The following is a 16,967-nucleotide window of genomic DNA, read 5'->3' as shown; positions in this document are numbered from 1 at the left end:
CGCCATGCCTGACACCGATGTAATCCTGCAGACGCAGGGACTGACCAAGGCGTTCAAGGGCTTTACCGCAGTCAGCGATGTCAGCCTGTCCGTGCGGCGGGGCTCGATCCACGCGCTGATCGGGCCCAACGGCGCCGGCAAGACCACCTGCTTCAACCTGCTGACGAAGTTCCATGCCCCCTCGTCCGGCTCGATCCATTTCAACGGCACGGACATCACCGCGCTGCGCCCGGCCCAGATCGCCCGCATGGGGGTGATCCGGTCGTTCCAGATCTCGGCGGTATTTCCGCAACTGACGGTGCTGGAGAACGTGCGCATCGCGCTGCAGCGCCGGCTCGGGACGTCCTGGCATTTCTGGCGCGGCAAGCGCTCCCTGTCGCGGCTGGACGGCCGCGCCATGGAACTGCTAGATGCGGTCGGCCTGGCAGGCTTCGCGGACCTGGGCACGGCGGAGCTGGCCTACGGGCGCAAGCGCGCGCTGGAGCTTGCCACCACGCTGGCGACCGATCCGGAGCTGATGCTGCTGGACGAACCGACGCAAGGCATGGGCCATGAAGACGTGGAGACCGTCACCGCCCTGATCAAGCGCGTTTCGGCAGGGCGGACGGTGCTGATGGTGGAGCACAACATGAGCGTGGTGTCGTCCATCGTGGACCGCATCACCGTGCTGCAGCGCGGCGCGGTGCTGGCAGAAGGCACCTATGACGAGATCTCACGCAATCCGCAGGTAAGGGAAGCCTATATGGGAACCACCGACGAACCCGAAGACCGCCATGCAGCCGCGGCGGCCCTGAGCGCGGAGGCATCATGACCAGGACGGCCTCCCCTGCCCTCGAACTGCGCGGCCTGCACGCCTGGTACGGTGAATCGCACATCCTTCACGGCGTGGACCTGACCGTCAACCCGGGCGAGGTGGTGACGCTGCTCGGCCGCAACGGCGCCGGGCGCACCACCACGCTGCGCGCCATCATGGGCCTGGTCGGCATGCGCAAGGGTTCGGTGTGCGTGCACGGCCAGGAAACGATCGGCATGAAGACGCACCGCATCGCGCCGCTGGGGCTGAGCTACTGCCCGGAAGAGCGCGCCATCTTCGCCAGCCTGTCCTGCGAGGAGAACCTGCTGCTGCCGCCGCAATTCGCCTGCACCCCGGGCGCAGTCGGACTGCGCGAGCCGATGGCGCTGGGCGAGATCTACGAGATGTTCCCCAATCTGCATGAGCGGCGCAAGAGCCAGGGCACGCGCATGTCGGGCGGGGAGCAGCAGATGCTGGCGGTAGCCCGCATCCTGCGCACCGGTGCCAGCGTGCTGCTGCTCGACGAGATCTCGGAAGGCCTGGCGCCCGTGATCGTGCAGAAGCTGGCGAAGATGATCGCCATGCTGCGCAGCCGCGGCTACACCATCGTCATGGTGGAGCAGAACTTCCGCTTTGCCGCGCCACTGGCGGACCGCTTCTTCGTGATGGAGCACGGCCGCATCGTCGAGGCGCTCGGCGCCGATGAGCTCGAACGAAAGATGCCCACGCTCAGCGCCTTGCTGGGCGTTTAAGGAGATTTGCATGGAATTGTTTGGAGTGCCCCTGCCCGCGCTGCTGAGCCAGTTGCTGCTGGGGCTTGTCAACGGCTCGTTCTACGCGATCCTGAGCCTGGGGCTAGCCGTGATCTTCGGCCTGCTCAACGTGATCAACTTTGCGCACGGCGCGCTGTTCATGCTCGGCGCGGTGCTGGCCTGGATGGGCCTGAACTACCTCGGGCTGAACTACTGGCTGATGCTGGTGCTGGCACCGGTGGTGGCCGGCGCGCTCGGCGTGGTGCTTGAGCGCACCATGCTGCGCCACCTCTACCGCTTCGACCACCTGTACGGGCTGCTGCTGACGCTGGGCATCTGCCTGCTGATCGAAGGCGCGCTGCGCTCGGTCTACGGCGTCTCCGGCCTGCCCTACCCCACGCCCGAAGCCTTGTCTGGCGTGAGCCACCTGGGCTTCATGGTGCTGCCCAACTACCGCGCATGGGTGGTGCTGGCGTCGCTGGCGGTGTGCTTTGCCACCTGGTTCATGATCGAGAAGACCCGGCTGGGCGCCTACCTGCGCGCCGGCACCGAGAATCCGCGCATGGTCGAGGCGTTCGGCGTCAACGTGCCGCTGCTGGTGACGCTGACCTACGCTTTCGGCGTGGGCCTGGCCGCGCTGGCGGGCGTGCTGGCCGCGCCGGTGATGCAGGTCTCGCCGCTGATGGGCCAGAACCTGATCATCACGGTCTTCGCCGTGGTGGTGATCGGCGGCATGGGTTCGATCCTGGGCTCGATCTTCACCGGACTTGGGCTGGGTGTCTTCGAGGGCATCACCAAGGTCTACTACCCCGAAGCCTCCGCGACGGTGGTCTTCGTCGCCATGGTGTGCGTGTTGCTGGTGCGCCCCGCCGGGCTCTTTGGAAAGGAAAAATGATGGCAAGCGGAAAGCGTGCAACCTTCGCCTACGGACTGCTGCTGGCGGTCCTGCTGCTCGCGCCCTGGCTGGGCGCCTACCCGGTGCTGGTGATGAAGCTGCTGTGCTTCGCGCTCTTTGCCTGCGCCTTCAACCTGCTGCTGGGCTACACCGGGCTGGTGTCGTTCGGCCATGCGGCCTTCTTCGGCGGCGCCGCCTATGCCTGCGGCTATGCGATGAAGTCCCTGCAGCTGACGCCGGAGCTGGGCCTGCTGGCCGGCACCGCGTTCGGGGCCCTGCTCGGCCTGGTGTTTGGTGCACTGGCGATACGCAGGCAGGGTATCTACTTCGCCATGATCACGCTGGCGCTGGCGCAGATGTTCTACTTCTTCTGCCTGCAGACGCCCGCGACCGGTGGCGAAGACGGCCTCCAGGCGGTGCCGCGGGGCGACCTGTTCGGCGTGCTGCCGCTGGCGTCGGACCACACCATGTACTACGTCGTGCTGCTGATCACCGCCGCGGCCTTCCTCGGCATCATGCGCATCGTCAACTCGCCGTTCGGGCAGATCCTGCGCGCGATCAAGGAGGACGAGCCGCGTGCCATCTCGCTGGGCTATGACGCGGACCGCTTCAAGCTGCTGGCGTTCGTGCTGTCGTCGGCACTGGCCGGGCTGGCGGGCGCGCTCAAGACCCTGGTGCTGGGCTTTGCCACGCTCACCGACGTGCACTGGATGATGTCGGGCACGGTCATCCTGATGACGCTGGTCGGCGGCATGGGCACGTTGTCGGGCCCGCTGGTCGGCGCGCTGGTGATCGTGGCGCTGGAAAACAAGCTGGGCGACGCCGGCAACGCGCTCGCGGCCATGACCGGCATCGGCTGGTTCGAAGCGCTGGGCGAATCGGTCAGCATGGTGACAGGGCTGATCTTCGTGGTATGCGTGCTGACGTTCCGCCGCGGCATCATGGGCGAGATCCTGGCTCGCTGGCAGGCCCGCCCGTCGCTGCAGGCCGGCGCGCCCGCGGTGGGGCCAGCCAGATCCGGCGCGGCCAACCCCGGCCAGGGTTAACCAGAATACTGCGAGCGAAAAACATCAGTACACTGATCTTATATATTCAGCATACTGACAAATACAATTCACGGAGATCGCCATGGCATGGATTGAAATCGACGCCGCGCACGGCCTGCAGAACGACGAGGTCATGCCGCTCACGCTGGGGGACCGCCAGCTCGCCGTCTATCGCAGCGACGACCAGTACTTCGTCACCGACAACGTCTGCACGCACCAGTACGCGCTGCTGTCCGACGGCTACCTGGAAGACGGCTGCATCGAGTGCCCGCTGCACCAGGCCCGCTTCGACATCCGCTCCGGCAAGGCCATGTGCGCGCCTGCCACCAGCGACATCCGCACCTACCCGGTCAAGTTCGAAGACAGCCGGGTGTGGGTCGAGCTTTGAAGGAGCCGAGCATGCCACAAGACACGCCCATCCTGATTGTCGGCGCCGGCCAGGCTGGCGCGATGGCCGCTGCCGAACTGCGCAGGCTCGGCCATCGTGGCCGCATCGTCATGGCCGGCGGCGAGCGCCATGCACCGTACGAACGCCCGCCCCTGTCCAAGTCCTTGCTCGCCGACGCCGCACAGGACGGCAAGATCGGCGTGCACCCCGCCGGCTTCTATGCCGGGCAGGACATCGAGCTACGGCTTGGCACCACGGTCACCGCGCTGGGCCCCGCGCACAGCGTGGCGCACTGCGCAGATGGCGAGGCCATTCGCTACGCCGCCTGCCTGCTCGCCACCGGCGGCAATGCGCGCGTCCTGCCCGCGCTGCCGCCAGGCACGCCCCATGTGCACTACCTGCGCACACTCGACGACGCCGCTCGCCTGCGCGATGCCATGCAGCGTGCGCGCGAGGTGATCGTGATCGGCGGCGGTTTCCTTGGCCTGGAAACGGCTTCGACCGCGGCCGGCATCGGCCTCCGGGTCACGCTGATCGAAAGCGCCGACCGGCTGCTCGGCCGCGCGCTGCCGCCCGAGCTTGGCAGCTGGCTGGCGCAGCGCGTGCTAGCGCAAGGCGTTGAACTGCGGCTCGGCTGCGGCATCGCGGCCCTGGTGCCGCAGGCCGATGGCGTGCAGGTCCGGCTGGCGGATGGCGCGGCGTTGCAGGCGCCGCTGGTGGTGGTCGCGATCGGGCTGACGCCCGAGGTGGCGCTCGGCGCCGCCGCCGGCCTGGCGCTGGATCCCGCCAACGGCGGCATCCAGGTCGACCAGCAGGGCCACACCAGCGCGGCCGGCATCTATGCCGCGGGCGACTGCTGCAGCCAGTACCAGCCCCTGTTCGGCGCCCACATGCGGCTGGAATCCTGGCAAAGCGCCAACGAGCAGGCGCGCATCGCCGCCGCGGCCATACTGGGCGTGCAGGCCGAACCCGCGGCGATGCCGTGGTTCTGGACCGACCAGTTCGGCTGCAACGTGCAGATGCTCGGCGCGGCCACTCCCGATACCCGCTACGCCTGGCGCGGCATCGCCGCCAGCGACGCGCCCTCCCCCAGGTTCATGCTGCTCGGCACCCGGCACGGCCGGCTCAGCCACGCCATTGCCATCAATGCCGGCGGCGACTTGCGGCCGTTGCGCGTGCTCTTCGGCCATGCCGTCGAAGACCTGCTACCACGGCTGTGCGATGACGCCTTGCCGCTGCGACAGCTGGTGCGCGACCTCCCGACGGCAGCGGCCAGCCCCACTACACTCTGAAAGGACTCCCACATGTACCAGACACAAGCGGTGATCCAGCACACGCTGGGCAAGAAAGACGCCGGCCTGGCCGACTGCCGTTGGCCCGAAGACAGCCTGCACTACATCCCGGACTGGGTCTACACCAGCAAGGAGGTGCATGACCTGGAGCTGCAGAAGATCTTTCGCGGACGCTCCTGGAACTACGTCGCGCTCGAAGCGGAGATCCCCAACGCCGGCGACTACAAGCGCTCCTATGTCGGCGCGACGCCCGTGGTGGTGTCGCGCGCCGAAGACGGCTCGGTCAACGTCTTCGAGAATCGCTGCGCGCACCGCGGCGCCGAGTTCTGCCGCCACAGCCAGGGCAATGCGAAGGAATTCGTCTGCCCCTATCACCAATGGTCCTACGACCTCAAGGGCAACCTGCAGGGCGTTCCGTTCAAGCGCGGCGTCAATCGTGCGGGCGGCATGCCCAGGGACTTCCGCAACGAGGACCACGGCCTGGTCAAGCTGAACGTGGCCACGCGCAACGGCGTGGTCTTCGCCTCGTACGCGGCGGACATGGAAAGCCTGGAAGACTATCTGACGCCGGAGATCCTCAAGGACTTCGACATCGTCTTCAACGGCAAGCCGCTCAAGGTGCTCGGGTATTACAAGAACGAACTCCCGTGCAACTGGAAGATGTACCACGAGAACCTCAAGGACCCGTACCACGCCACGCTGCTGCACTCCTTCCTGGTGGTGTTCGGGCTGCTGGTGGCGGGCAATGAAAGTGCCATGATCGCCGATCCGGTGCACGGGCGGCACGGCACCATGGCGTCGGCGAAAAAGGAAGACAAGTACGCGGCCGTCAGCGACGAGAACAAGAAGGAGATGCGCTCATACCATGAGGGCATGCGCCTGGAAGACGAACGCTTCCTGGAGTATGTGAAAGAGTTCGATTCGCCGTGGTCGGTGACGATGCAGACGATCTGGCCGAACCTGATCGTGCAGCGCGAAATGAACACCCTCGGCGTGCGCCAGATCGTGCCCAACGGCCCCGACAGCATGCTGATGCTGTGGACCATGTTCGGCTACGAGGACGATACCGAGGAGATGACGCAGCACCGCCTGCGCCAGGGCAACCTGATGGGCCCCGCAGGCTTCCTGGGGCTGGAGGACAACGAGGCGATGAAGTTCGTGCAGGAAGGCGTGCGCCGCTCCAGCAGCGACCTCAATGTGCTCAAGCTGGATCCGGACCAGGTCGGCACCTCCAACTCCCTGATCTCCGAATCCGCCATCCGTGCGATGTACCAGTACTACCGCGGCGTGATGGGGTTCTGAACGGCGGCTAACGGGATTCCCAGAATATGAAACCGATGAACTATTCCCTCTATTGCGAGAGCGCCCTCGGCACCGCGCGCGCCATTGAACTGCGGCTGGAGATCGAGGCCTTCCACGCGGAATACTGCGCGGTGCTCGACGCCGGCCTGGTCGAGCAATGGCCCCGCTTCTTCACCGAGGACGCGCTCTACAGGATCACCGCGCGCGAGAATGCCGAGCGCAACCTGCCGGTGGGGCTGGTCTACGCCGAAGGGGTGGGCATGATGCGCGACCGCGCCGCTGCGATTGCCAATACGCAGATGTTCGCGCCGCGCTACAACCTGCACCTGGTGACCAACACGCGCGTCAGCGACGAAACCGCGGACGGCGATATCCTGGCACAGGCCAACTACATGCTGCTGCAAACGCTGGTGGAGGGCCCCACCACGATCCACCTGGCGGGGACCTACTACGACCGGTTCCGCCGCCAGGGTGGCAGGCTGCTGCTGCGCGAGCGGCAGGTCGTCTACGACACCACCATCATCGCCAACGACCTGGTCTACCCGGTCTGATGCGCCTGCGCACGGCGGGCCTTGCGCCCGCCGTCGGGCTTACATGCTGCGCAGCACGGTGCGGCTGTACTGGTTGTTGGCTTCCACCAGCGTCGCCAGCAGGTCCATGAACACTTCGCGCTGAGCGGGCTTCAGCGGCGCCAGCATGCGCTCCTGCGCACGCGCCATGTCGGCACGCAGCGCCGTGACCACGCTCTTGCCTTCCCGCGTCAGGTAGACATGGCGGGTGCGCCGGTCGGCGGGGTTGTCGCGGCGCTCTACCAGTCCGCGCTCTTCGAGCCGGCGCACGACATCGGCGGTCGTGGTCCGGTCCAGGCCGACCTCCTGCCCGAGCGAGGTCTGGTCCAGCCCCGGCAGCACCGACAGCACCGTCAGGATGGCATATTGCACGGGCGTGATGTTCGGCGACTTGCACTCCTCGAAGAACATCGCGACGTGGATCTGGTGCAAGCGCCGCACCAGGAACCCCGGACGTGCCCAGAGCAACTCCTTTGCCGGATCGGCTTCCGGCACGGCATCCGCCGCCTCACTACTGCCGCTCGTTGCGTTGCGTTTCGCTCTCGCAGACATCGCTCTCACCATTTTGTATGCACACTGACAGTATATATGAGGCAGACGAGAGCGAGCCGCCTTGCGGCGCAAGGATCAGCGTGCACCGGCGGCGCTGAGAATCTGCTCGATCCGGGTATAGCCGCGCTGGCGCGCATGCTGCAGCGGCGTGACGCCGTCGCCGTCGGCCAGGTTCACGTCGGCGCCCGCCTTGAGCAGCAGGCGCACGATCTCGGTAAGGGCCTGCCCGCCGTTGCCGAGGATGATGGCCTCGAGCAAGGCCGTCCACTTGAGCTTGTTGACGTGGTTCACGGCCACGCCGGCAGCGATCAGCGTGCGCACGGTCTCGACATGGCCGCGCTCGGCGGCGGGAATCAGCGCGGTGCCGCCATAGCGGTTGGTGCTGCGCAGGTCCGCGCCATGGGCCAGCGTCAGGCGCAGGATCTCGTTGTAGCCGCGCGCGCCGGCGTACAGGTAGGGGCTGTCGTGGATGGCGTCTTTCGCATTCACGTCGGCACCGGCATCGATCAGGACCCTGGCCGCCTGCACGCGGTTGTGGTGCGTGGCCAGCAGCAGCGCCGTACGTCCCTGCGCATCGCGGTCATCGATGCTGGCGCCCTGGCCAAGCAATGCGGTGACCTGCGCGGCGTTGCCGCTGGCCGCGGCCTCGCGCAGCTGTTGTTCGGGCGGGCCGCCGGCGGCGGCTAAGGTGGGTGTCAGCATGGCAATGACCAGGGCAAGGCAGATGGACAGGCGCGCCGCCAGCATGCTCTTTCCTCCGTGCGGATGCGTCAGGTGCGCAAGGGGTATCGGGGTATCGATGCGGTCGGGTGCATTCTGTCATGCCGGCCACGCCGCGCGAAGTGATGGATTCGAATGCGCGCCAGTGCCATCGCCAATAGCCGGTACTGCACGCGCACGGCCCAAATACGCCCTATAACAACCCACGCCACCATGCCGGCGCGCGCTGGCCTATATTCCCGAGGCCCGAACCATCGTCCGCCTGCACGGGCCAGGCCTCACTGGAGACAACGCGTGTCCACGACAGAAGCCTATCTGCTTGATTCCATCCGCCTCGCCATGGAGAACGTGCGCGAACGCAATACCTGGCCTTTTGGCGCCGTGGTCGTCAGGGACGGCAAGGTGCTGGCCCGCGCGGTAAACGAGGTGGAGGCCAACTGCGACCCGAGCGCGCACGCCGAAATGCAGGCGGTGCGCGCCGCCAGCCGGGCGCTGGGCAAGCCGGACCTGAGCGGCTGCACGGTGTACGCCAGCGGCTACCCCTGTCCGATGTGCCTGTCGGCGATGTACCTGGCCGGCGTGAAGGCGGTCTACTACGCCTACTCCAATGAAGACGGCGAACCCTACGACCTGTCCGCGGAGCGCGGCTATATCGAACTGGCCCGGCCGCTGGAGCAACGGGAGATGACGCTGGCCTATGTGCCGGCGCGCGACGAGGGCATCGACCTGTACGAGGCGTGGCGCGAGCAGCAGGGCCAATAGACGCCACCATGCGGCGCAAGCGGTGCAGCCGGTGCAAAGGGCGGGAGGCTGCCGCCCCAATTGCACAGCATCGGCATGGCCATCACATTGTCATCGTGACAGGTTAATAGTGAATCACGATGCCGGCGGTGCTACGCCCGGTCACATGTAACGGTGAGCCGTTGCACGGAACCGCGTGCTGCCGGCCTCGTCAAACAAATTAGTCGCCGGAGACAGGATGCGGCGCCGCAGCATTCCACCGCGGCGCAGCACATGCACGCGGCATGTGCTGCATCGTCTCCAGGACTTTTTGACCTCTTCCCGCGCCGGCGCCGCTGCGCCGCGCAGACTCCCAGCAAACGCCCCCCTCTAGCCAAGGAGACGAACGTGCTGAGCCCGCATGAACTTGCCACACTGCTATTGTTGAGCGATGGTCCGGATTCCCTCGATTCCAGCGATTCCCGCCAGATCGATCCCATCGACCTGAAGGCACTGGTCGAAAAGCAACTCGTACAACTTGACATCCTGCACGGCAGCCGGCAGGAGCCGCGCATCACCAGCCACGGCTACTCGATGCTCAAGGCGATGAGACGCTGACGCCCCCAAAGCCAGCCCGGCAGTACCACGCGCCGCAAGGCGCACCCGGAACACCACGGAGCCCACGATGACGGAGCGCCCAGCAGTTGGCGCCGACGGCACGGCAGACACTGACGCGGCGCGCCGCCGATTCCTGCATGAGCTGGGCGGCCTGCTTGCCGCGGCCGGCATCGCGCCCGGCGCGGCAGCAGCCACCCCCGCCGCCTGCCTGCTGACGCCCGCCGCCACCGAAGGCCCCTTCTATCTTGACGACGCCCAGGTACGCGCCGACATCCGCGACGACCGGCCCGGACAACCCTTGCGCCTGCGCATCCGGGTAGTGGATGCCGGGCGCGGCTGCACGCCAGTGCCGGGGGCGCTGGTCAGCATCTGGCATTGCGATGCTGACGGCAGCTACAGCGGCGAAGGCCGCGGCAACCGCCAGGCGCGGTTCCTGCGCGGCGTCCAGCCCACCAGCCAGGACGGCGTGGCAACGTTCATGTCGATCTATCCCGGCTGGTACGCGCCGCGCGCCATCCATATCCATTTCAAGGTGCTGCTCGGGCAGTCGGAAGCTCTGACCAGCCAGCTGTACTTCAGCGATACCCTAAACCGCGAGGTGCTGAGCAGCCACCCGGCCTACCGCGCGCACGGCGTGCCGTCGCGCGCCACCGCGCAGGACCCGATCGCGGGATCCCACCCGAACCAGATGCGCGTGCGCCAGGCCGCTGATGCAGCAGGGCTGCTGGAGGCCGAGTTCACGGTCGGCATCGCCCGCCCCTGAGCCGCCCGGGCCCGTATCCGCGGCATCGGCGGATTCCGCCTAAAACGTGCGCGGGCGCAAAGACCAGCGCCATGGTGTGCTGGCCGTTGCTGCTCTACGTCTTCCCCGGCATCGGCCTCTGGCAGCCCACGGTGCTGTACCGCTGAGCGCGGCGGCACCCGTTTCCTATACTGCTTGGCGATGCCAACCGAAACCGCCCTCGCCAGCCTTCCCGTCGACACCGCATTCCGCACCGACATTCCCGGGCGGCTGGACCGCCTGCCATGGTCGCGCTGGCACTGGCGCGTGGCGATTGCGCTGGGTGTTGCCTGGGTGCTCGATGGCCTGGAAGTCACGCTGGTGGGCTCGGTCGGCGCCGTGCTGGAGCGCCCCGATACGCTGGGCCTGACCGCGACGCAGGTGGGCTGGTCGGGGTCGCTGTATATCGCCGGCGCGGTGCTCGGGGCGCTGGTGTTCGGGCGCATGGCCGACCGCCTCGGGCGCAAGCGGCTGTTCCTGGCCACGCTCGCGGTCTACATGGTGGCGACGCTGGCCACCGCGTTCTCACCCGGCTTTGCCTTCTTTGCGGCCTGCCGCTTCTTCACCGGCCTTGGCATCGGCGGCGAATACGCGGCCATCAACTCCGCCATCGACGAACTGATCCCCGCGCGCGTGCGCGGGCGCGTCAACCTGGCCATCAACGGCAGCTTCTGGCTGGGCGCGGCGCTCGGCGCGGGGCTGAGCCTGGTGCTGCTCGATGCGCGCGTGTTCGGCCCGGTCTGGGGCTGGCGCGTCTGCTTCGCGCTGGGCGCGGTGCTGGCCGTGGCAATCGTGCTGGTGCGCAGGCATGTGCCGGAGAGCCCGCGCTGGCTTGCCACTCACGGCCGCCTGGAAGAGGCCGAGCGCGTGATCGCCGCGATCGAGGCCGAGGTGCGCGCCCGCCACGGCCCGCTGCCGCCGGTGGCACCCGATTGCGTGGCGATGACCATGCGCCGGCGCGCCGCGCCGGGCGTGGGCGAAGTCATGCGCCTGCTGTTGCGGCGCTTCCGCCGCCGCAGCGTGATCACGCTGGCGCTGATGGTGGCGCAAGCCTTCTTCTACAACGCGATCTTCTTCACCTATGCGCTGGTGCTGACGCGCTTCTATGCCGTGCCGGAAGCGCGCGTGGCGCTGTATATCTTTCCTTTTGCGCTGGGTAACGCCCTGGGACCGCTGCTGCTTGGCCCGCTGTTCGACCACATCGGGCGCCGGCGCATGATTGGCGCCACCTACGTGCTGTCCGGCATCGGCCTGGCGCTGACCGGCTGGGCCTTCGTTGCAGGCTGGCTCGATGCGCGCGCCCAGGCGCTGTGCTGGTCAGCGGTGTTCTTCCTGGCCTCGGCCGCGGCCAGTTCCGCCTACCTGACCGCCAGCGAAGTATTCCCGCTGGAAATGCGCGCGCTGGCGATCTCGGTCTTCTATGCCGTGGGCACCGGCACCGGCGGCTTTATCGCGCCGGTGCTGCTGGGCGCGCTGATTGAAAGCGGCAGCCGCGAAGCCGTGGCGGCAGGCTACGGCTTCGGCGCGGTGCTGGTGATCGTTGCCGGGCTGCTGGCGTTGCGCTTCGGCATCGACGCCGAACGCCGGCCGCTGGAGCACATCGCGCCGCCGCTCGCTGCCGACGATTAGCCGCATCACCGCAGCGCTGTTGACATCCTTATATGAACACCGCCTTCGGCTGCCGCCTTACGGCGGAAAGGACGAGGATTCCTACGGCGCTACGTGATGCTCTACGTAGTCACTTCGGTGGGTTCCTGCTTCGTAGAGCGGCTTGACTACGCCGACTCTCCACAGGCTGCAACGCGGTGCCCCCGCGCCAAAACGTTGATCGCGCCGACCACGTCGGCGTGATTCGCATAGCCGCATGCCACACAGGCGAAGCTCGCCTGGCTCTGCCGGTTCTCGGCAGATACATGCCCGCAGCAAGGGCACGTGCGACTGGTGTGCTGTGGCGGCACAGCTATTAGCCAGCCGCCATTCCACGCTAGCTTGTATTCCAGTTGACGCCCGAACTCGTACCAACCCTGATCGAGGATGGCCTTGTTCAGGCCGGACTTGGCCCTGACGTTCTTGCCCGGTTGCCCGCTTGAACCGGCCGCTGACTTGGACATGTTCCGTACCTTCAGGTCCTCGATACACACCATCGCTTGATTTTCGCTGATCGTGGTCGTGGCTTTGTGCAGGTAGTCGAGGCGGGCGTTACCGATGCGTGCGTGGATACGCTGGATTCGGGCCTTGGACTTCTTCCAGTTGTTGCTGAATTTCGTCTTGCGGCTCATCGCCCGCTGCGCACGGCGCAGTCTGGCTTCGTGCTTCCTAAAGCTGTTGAGCGGCGCGAGGAAAGTGCCATCGCTCATGGTGGCAAAGCGAGCGATGCCCATGTCGATGCCGATGGCGCTGGTGGCTTTCGGCACAGGTCGTTCGACCTTCCGCTCAGTCTGGATCGAAACAAACCACTTGCCGCCCGAAAGGCTGACGCAGGCATTGCGTACCTCACCGAGTACGTCGCGGCTGTTCCTGTATCGCAGCCAGCCCAGCTTGGGCAAAAAGATACGCGAGTTGGTCTGATCAAGCTTGATTTGCTTCTGGTCGGGATAGCGGAAACTGTCGCCCAGACCCTTCTTCTTGAAACGCGGGAAGTCGGCCCGTTTTGCGAAGAAATTTGTGTAGGCCCGCTCCAAGTCCTTGAGCGTCTGTTGAAGAGGATGGACTGGTGCATCGGCCAGCCATGCTGTTTCCGTGCTGTTGCGCCACTCCGTGAGTTGCTTACACAGACCGGCATAGCTGAGCTTCTTTTCGCCTTGATCGTAACGCTGTTTCTGCAACGCCAGCGCCTTGTTATAGACAAACCGGCACGATCCAACATAACGGCGCATGTTGCGCTGCTGCTCGCCGTTCGGCATCAATTCGTATTTGAAGGCTTGAAGACGCTGCATGGCCCAATCATACTCTTGGCCTATGAGCGACGACAATGACATTCGGCAGAGGACCTGCGCGACATATTTACCGGCGTTTGCGCAGATTTCGAAGCTGAACTGGTGGAGTTCGATGGGGAGGACGATCACGTTCACCTTCTTGTGAACTACCCGCCAAAGGTCGCGGTGTCCGCACTGGTAAACAGCTTGAAAGGGGTATCCAGCCGTATGATCCGAAAGAAGAACTACCCGAGCATCAGCAAGAAGCTATGGGGCGGTGCGCTGTGGTCGCCGTCTTACTTCGCAGGGAGCTGCGGCGGTGCGCCCATCGAGATCATCCGCCAATACATTGAGCAACAACAGACGCCGCATTAGCCGCTGAAAGGACGCCGACGGCGTCCGCGCTATCCTTCCCCGGCCTAACAGGCCGCTGAAATACCTCCAGGGAATGTCGGCGCCACGACAGGCTGAAGCGTTGATCTGAGGACTCCACCCAACCCCAGATTCATGCGCGGCGCTGACACCTTCACGGAAAGCTTATTCACCATGAGGCGGCTGGAAGATTTCGTGCCGAAGTCCCACCCGCTGCGCTCTATCCGCACCATGGCCAACCAGGCGCTGGTGAAGATGGACCGGTTGTTCGCGCAGATGTACGAGGCCGATATCAAAGGTGGCCAGCCCAGCATCGCGCCGGAAAAGCTGCTCAGAGCCATGCTGCTGCAGGTGCTCTACAGCATTCGCTCCGAGCGCCAGCTCATGGAGCAGACGCAGTACAACCTGCTGTTTCGCTGGTTCATCGGGCTGTCGATGGACGACAGAGTTTGGGTGCCTACGGTCTTCACCAAGAACCGCGAACGGCTGATCAAGCACGATGCCGTGATCGAGTTCTTCAACGAGGTGCTGGTCATTGCGCAGAAGAAGGACTGGCTGTCTGGCGAGCACTTCAGCGTGGACGGCACGCTGATTCAGGCGTAGGCAGGTCACAAGAGCTTCGTGCGCAAGGATGGCAGCGACGACGATAGCGGCGACTTCAGGGGTCGCAAACGCAGCAACGAGACGCACGAGTCCAAGACCGATCCCGATGCCAAGCTGTACCGCAAGGGCAAGACCGCCAGCGAGCTGCGCTACATGGGCCATACTCTGAGCGACAACCGCCACGGCCTGGTGGTGAGCGCCATGGTGACCAATGCGGACGGACACGCCGAACGCGAAGCCGCGAAGGTCATGCTCAACGATGCCAGGCAGGTAACTGAAGACCCGAATGTGGAAGTGACTGTCGGCGCGGACAAGGGCTACGACGCGCAGGAGTTCATCCAGGCGTGCCTGGAAATGAAGGTGACTCCCCACGTGGCACAGAACACCTCGGGGCGGTGCTCGGCCGTTCCTGATGCCATTGCTTGCAGCGCCGGTTATGCCGTCTCGCAGCAGAAGCGCAAGCTGATCGAGCAAGGCTTTGGATGGATCAAGACCGTTGGCCGCATGCGTCAGGTGATGGTGCGCGGACTCAAGAAGGTCGACCAGATGTTTGTGCTGAGCATGGCTGCCTACAACCTCGTGCGCATGCGCTCGCTGGGACAAATCCGTCCGCGGTTGCAGTAATCGCGGTAATGAGGCCGGAAATGAGCGCCAAAACGCGGAAAAAAAACGACGCAGTGAAGCCCGGCTTCCGGATGTGAAATGTAGCGAACACACCAGCCCTTTTGGGGGAAGCTCCGCCGCTTCCATGGTGAGTACTTCAGCAGCCTGCTAAACGCCAAGGCTTGCCGCGCACCTGGTCAAAACCCCGTCAATGTGTGCTGCATTCGTCGTTCATCGCATGCCATGTTACCGCCGTGTTAAGCAGTGCTACAGCCTCCCCTTACACATTTTTACAGCAAGGGACGGGGCAACTGACTAGCCTTTAACTCACACGCGGCGGCCTGAGTGCATGAATCTTTGCGTCAGCGGGCTGCCACTTCTTGGTCATTGACTGGCCATTGTTCAATTCTGCCCGGATGAAGCCGGGCTAATCCACGGGCTGCTTGTCGGCCCAATTGCAAGGTGCGCCGATACGGCCTGGCCACATCGCGCGTGCTGCAGACAACAAACTGAATTGGGGACATGCAAGCCGGGCACCGCGCGACAGCCCTTGCGCAACGCTACCTGCTTGCCTGGAATTTCGCTCATCCGACCTGCACCCTGTGCATGCCGGCTGGGACGCTTTTTTGACTTTGCTTGCCGGAGAACAACACCATGGCCGACCAGCGCAATAATCCGCCACCCAGACAACACCCGCTGACACCGGCACCGCTGCGCCAGCCCCACGGCGACGGCCTGGTGCAACGCCCGCAGCCCGTTCCGGTGCCGCTGTGGCACATCGTGCCGCGCATGGCGGGCTACGGCGTGGTGCTGTTCATCATCTGGGCCGTACTGACAATCATGTTTCCAAATGTGTTTACGCGCTCGTCGGAGCGGGCCGTGGTGAACAGCCCGGTTAGCCTGGTGACGTCTCCCGTGGAAGGCATCGTGATGAAGCAGATGGTGGCCGCGGACCAGCCGTTCTCGGCCAACCAGGCGCTGATGATCGTGCAGAACCCGAACATCGACCGTTCGCTGCTGGTCGACCTGACCGGCAAGAAGCTCGACAACCAGCAGCGGTATGACTCTGCCAAGGCGCGGCTGGAAAGCAACCGCCGGCTGATGGCCGCCACCGAGCAGGACCTGCAGCGCTACAACAGCGCTGCGCAACGCGAGCACGGTGCGCGCGTACGCGCGCTGGAGGCGCGCCTGGCATCGGCCAAGGCACAGGAAGACCAGCAGCAGGAAGTGGTCAACCGCAACCAGAGCATGCAGTGGGCCGGCGCGGTCAGCGAGGCCTACACCAATGCCTCGCGCTACCAGCTGTCGATGCTCTCCAATGCCAAAGCTGCGGCCAAGGCCGAGCTGGATAACGCCGTCGGCGTGAGCGAGGCCGCGCGCAATAAGGTCTATGCCTCGTCCACCGACGGCCCCAGTGCCACGCTGGCCCAGCGGCGCCAGGTACTGAGCGCGGAATCGGCACAGCTGACGGCAGAGCTGGAACAACTGGAGGCCTATGGCAAGTCGGTCGACGAGATGATCGCCACGGAACAGGAACGCCTCGACCGGCTCTCGAACCTGGAGATCCGCTCGACCGAACCCGGCACCATCGAAGACCTGATCGCGCAGCCTGGCATGCGCGTGGCCGCCGGCGCCACCCTGGCGCGCGCCAGCAACTGCGCGCAGACGCGCGTGGTGGCGGTGTTCCCGCGCAGCCTCAGCGACAACCTGCTGCCCGGTGCACGGCTGAACGTGCATGTCGACGGCGTGCCCACGGCGTTGCCGGCATCGGTGGCAGAGGTGCTGCCGCGCGCGCCGGACGGCGACCAGGCGCGTTACTTCGTGCCATTCCCGCCGATCGAGAAGAACGAGATCTATGTGATCGCCAAGCTCGACCGCCCGCTGGACAACGTGCCGGGCAAGGCTGCTGCCTCAGGGACTGCAACACGGGCAGCGGCAGGGGCAGCGGCAGGGCCAAGCCAATCCGGCCATTGCGGCATGGGCCGCTGGGCGCGCGTGACGCTGAACCAGAGCTGGCTGGGCCAGCTGCGGGCATCGCTGATATAA

The 16,967-nt window shown here is 65.6% G+C and carries 16 protein-coding genes and 2 pseudogenes; 15 read left to right on the top strand and 3 right to left on the bottom strand.

Annotated elements, in window-relative coordinates; translation table 11 throughout:
• Positions 1-4 precede the first annotated feature (4 nt).
• The 8 genes from CNE_RS21795 (at position 5) to CNE_RS21760 (ending at position 7,019) form a co-directional block, all read left to right on the top strand.
• Positions 5-811, top strand: coding sequence for an ABC transporter ATP-binding protein (locus CNE_RS21795; RefSeq protein ID WP_013952438.1), 807 nt, complete (start codon positions 5-7; stop codon positions 809-811).
• Positions 808-1,545: an ABC transporter ATP-binding protein gene (locus CNE_RS21790; protein ID WP_013952437.1), complete on the top strand. Its 738-nt coding sequence runs from the start codon at positions 808-810 to the stop codon at positions 1,543-1,545. Before CNE_RS21795 ends, CNE_RS21790 begins: the two co-directional genes overlap by 4 nt.
• Positions 1,546-1,555: 10 nt before the next feature.
• Complete coding sequence (locus CNE_RS21785) at positions 1,556-2,440, top strand: branched-chain amino acid ABC transporter permease (protein WP_013952436.1); 885 nt, start codon at positions 1,556-1,558, stop codon at positions 2,438-2,440.
• Complete coding sequence (locus tag CNE_RS21780) at positions 2,440-3,486, top strand: branched-chain amino acid ABC transporter permease (RefSeq protein ID WP_013952435.1); 1,047 nt, start codon at positions 2,440-2,442, stop codon at positions 3,484-3,486. The genes CNE_RS21785 and CNE_RS21780 overlap by 1 nt, the downstream gene beginning before the upstream one ends.
• An 82-nt stretch (positions 3,487-3,568) precedes the next feature.
• Complete coding sequence (locus tag CNE_RS21775; RefSeq protein WP_013952434.1) at positions 3,569-3,874, top strand: non-heme iron oxygenase ferredoxin subunit; 306 nt, start codon at positions 3,569-3,571, stop codon at positions 3,872-3,874.
• 11 nt (positions 3,875-3,885) lie between these two features.
• Positions 3,886-5,166, top strand: a complete 1,281-nt coding sequence (locus CNE_RS21770) for an NAD(P)/FAD-dependent oxidoreductase (protein WP_013952433.1) — start codon at positions 3,886-3,888, stop codon at positions 5,164-5,166.
• Between the two features lie 12 nt (positions 5,167-5,178).
• A complete protein-coding gene (locus tag CNE_RS21765; RefSeq protein WP_013952432.1) occupies positions 5,179-6,468 on the top strand; it encodes an aromatic ring-hydroxylating dioxygenase subunit alpha in 1,290 nt (429 codons plus the stop codon).
• A gap of 35 nt (positions 6,469-6,503) precedes the next feature.
• Positions 6,504-7,019 (top strand): aromatic-ring-hydroxylating dioxygenase subunit beta, encoded by a 516-nt coding sequence (locus CNE_RS21760; protein WP_228772516.1) that lies wholly within the window; start codon positions 6,504-6,506, stop codon positions 7,017-7,019.
• A gap of 39 nt (positions 7,020-7,058) precedes the next feature.
• Here CNE_RS21760 and CNE_RS21755 read toward each other — a convergent pair whose 3' ends face one another.
• Positions 7,059-7,589: a MarR family winged helix-turn-helix transcriptional regulator gene (locus tag CNE_RS21755; protein ID WP_013952430.1), complete on the bottom strand. Its 531-nt coding sequence runs from the start codon at positions 7,587-7,589 to the stop codon at positions 7,059-7,061.
• Between the two features lie 75 nt (positions 7,590-7,664).
• Positions 7,665-8,336: an ankyrin repeat domain-containing protein gene (locus CNE_RS21750; protein WP_013952429.1), complete on the bottom strand. Its 672-nt coding sequence runs from the start codon at positions 8,334-8,336 to the stop codon at positions 7,665-7,667.
• 267 nt (positions 8,337-8,603) lie between these two features.
• Between CNE_RS21750 and CNE_RS21745 the strand changes: the two genes are divergently transcribed.
• From CNE_RS21745 to CNE_RS21730, 4 genes are all read left to right on the top strand, one after another.
• Complete coding sequence (locus tag CNE_RS21745; protein WP_041228570.1) at positions 8,604-9,071, top strand: nucleoside deaminase; 468 nt, start codon at positions 8,604-8,606, stop codon at positions 9,069-9,071.
• Between the two features lie 366 nt (positions 9,072-9,437).
• A complete protein-coding gene (locus CNE_RS21740; protein ID WP_041228569.1) occupies positions 9,438-9,647 on the top strand; it encodes a hypothetical protein in 210 nt (69 codons plus the stop codon).
• 67 nt (positions 9,648-9,714) lie between these two features.
• Positions 9,715-10,410 (top strand): intradiol ring-cleavage dioxygenase, encoded by a 696-nt coding sequence (locus CNE_RS21735; RefSeq protein WP_013952426.1) that lies wholly within the window; start codon positions 9,715-9,717, stop codon positions 10,408-10,410.
• A gap of 180 nt (positions 10,411-10,590) precedes the next feature.
• The gene (locus tag CNE_RS21730; protein ID WP_013952425.1) at positions 10,591-12,057 is read left to right on the top strand and encodes an MFS transporter; all 1,467 of its coding nucleotides are present in this window, start codon (positions 10,591-10,593) and stop codon (positions 12,055-12,057) included.
• A 146-nt stretch (positions 12,058-12,203) separates the two neighbouring features.
• On the opposite strand, the gene CNE_RS21725 is transcribed toward CNE_RS21730, so the two are convergent.
• A complete protein-coding gene (locus CNE_RS21725; protein WP_049800668.1) occupies positions 12,204-13,364 on the bottom strand; it encodes an RNA-guided endonuclease InsQ/TnpB family protein in 1,161 nt (386 codons plus the stop codon).
• A 54-nt stretch (positions 13,365-13,418) separates the two neighbouring features.
• Here CNE_RS21725 and tnpA point away from each other — a divergent pair.
• From tnpA to CNE_RS21710, 3 genes and pseudogenes are all read left to right on the top strand, one after another.
• Positions 13,419-13,718: pseudogene (tnpA, locus tag CNE_RS21720) on the top strand (IS200/IS605 family transposase); the annotation flags it as partial.
• A 132-nt stretch (positions 13,719-13,850) separates the two neighbouring features.
• Positions 13,851-14,942 (top strand): annotated as a pseudogene (locus CNE_RS21715) (IS5 family transposase).
• A 633-nt stretch (positions 14,943-15,575) separates the two neighbouring features.
• On the top strand, positions 15,576-16,967 hold the full coding sequence (locus CNE_RS21710; RefSeq protein ID WP_013952420.1) for an HlyD family secretion protein: 1,392 nt from the start codon (positions 15,576-15,578) through the stop codon (positions 16,965-16,967).

Origin of the sequence: Cupriavidus necator N-1 (genome assembly GCF_000219215.1) — a bacterium.
GTDB classification, from domain to species: Bacteria; Pseudomonadota; Gammaproteobacteria; order Burkholderiales; family Burkholderiaceae; genus Cupriavidus; species Cupriavidus necator.
Note: the sequence above shows the minus strand (reverse complement) of the source record. Positions and strands in the feature narration are given on the sequence as shown.

Excerpts from the sequence above, each read along its gene's own strand:
- CNE_RS21730 (WP_013952425.1), top strand. The coding sequence starts at position 10,591 with ATGCCAACCGAAACCGCCCTCGCCAGCCTTCCCGTCGACACCGCATTC.
- CNE_RS21725 (WP_049800668.1), bottom strand. The coding sequence starts at position 13,364 with ATGCAGCGTCTTCAAGCCTTCAAATACGAATTGATGCCGAACGGCGAG.
- CNE_RS21775 (WP_013952434.1), top strand. The coding sequence starts at position 3,569 with ATGGCATGGATTGAAATCGACGCCGCGCACGGCCTGCAGAACGACGAG.
- CNE_RS21765 (WP_013952432.1), top strand. The coding sequence starts at position 5,179 with ATGTACCAGACACAAGCGGTGATCCAGCACACGCTGGGCAAGAAAGAC.
- CNE_RS21795 (WP_013952438.1), top strand. The coding sequence starts at position 5 with ATGCCTGACACCGATGTAATCCTGCAGACGCAGGGACTGACCAAGGCG.
- CNE_RS21770 (WP_013952433.1), top strand. The coding sequence starts at position 3,886 with ATGCCACAAGACACGCCCATCCTGATTGTCGGCGCCGGCCAGGCTGGC.
- CNE_RS21755 (WP_013952430.1), bottom strand. The coding sequence starts at position 7,589 with ATGTCTGCGAGAGCGAAACGCAACGCAACGAGCGGCAGTAGTGAGGCG.
- CNE_RS21785 (WP_013952436.1), top strand. The coding sequence starts at position 1,556 with ATGGAATTGTTTGGAGTGCCCCTGCCCGCGCTGCTGAGCCAGTTGCTG.
- CNE_RS21790 (WP_013952437.1), top strand. The coding sequence starts at position 808 with ATGACCAGGACGGCCTCCCCTGCCCTCGAACTGCGCGGCCTGCACGCC.
- CNE_RS21750 (WP_013952429.1), bottom strand. The coding sequence starts at position 8,336 with ATGCTGGCGGCGCGCCTGTCCATCTGCCTTGCCCTGGTCATTGCCATG.
- CNE_RS21760 (WP_228772516.1), top strand. The coding sequence starts at position 6,504 with ATGAACTATTCCCTCTATTGCGAGAGCGCCCTCGGCACCGCGCGCGCC.
- CNE_RS21780 (WP_013952435.1), top strand. The coding sequence starts at position 2,440 with ATGGCAAGCGGAAAGCGTGCAACCTTCGCCTACGGACTGCTGCTGGCG.
- CNE_RS21710 (WP_013952420.1), top strand. The coding sequence starts at position 15,576 with ATGGCCGACCAGCGCAATAATCCGCCACCCAGACAACACCCGCTGACA.
- CNE_RS21735 (WP_013952426.1), top strand. The coding sequence starts at position 9,715 with ATGACGGAGCGCCCAGCAGTTGGCGCCGACGGCACGGCAGACACTGAC.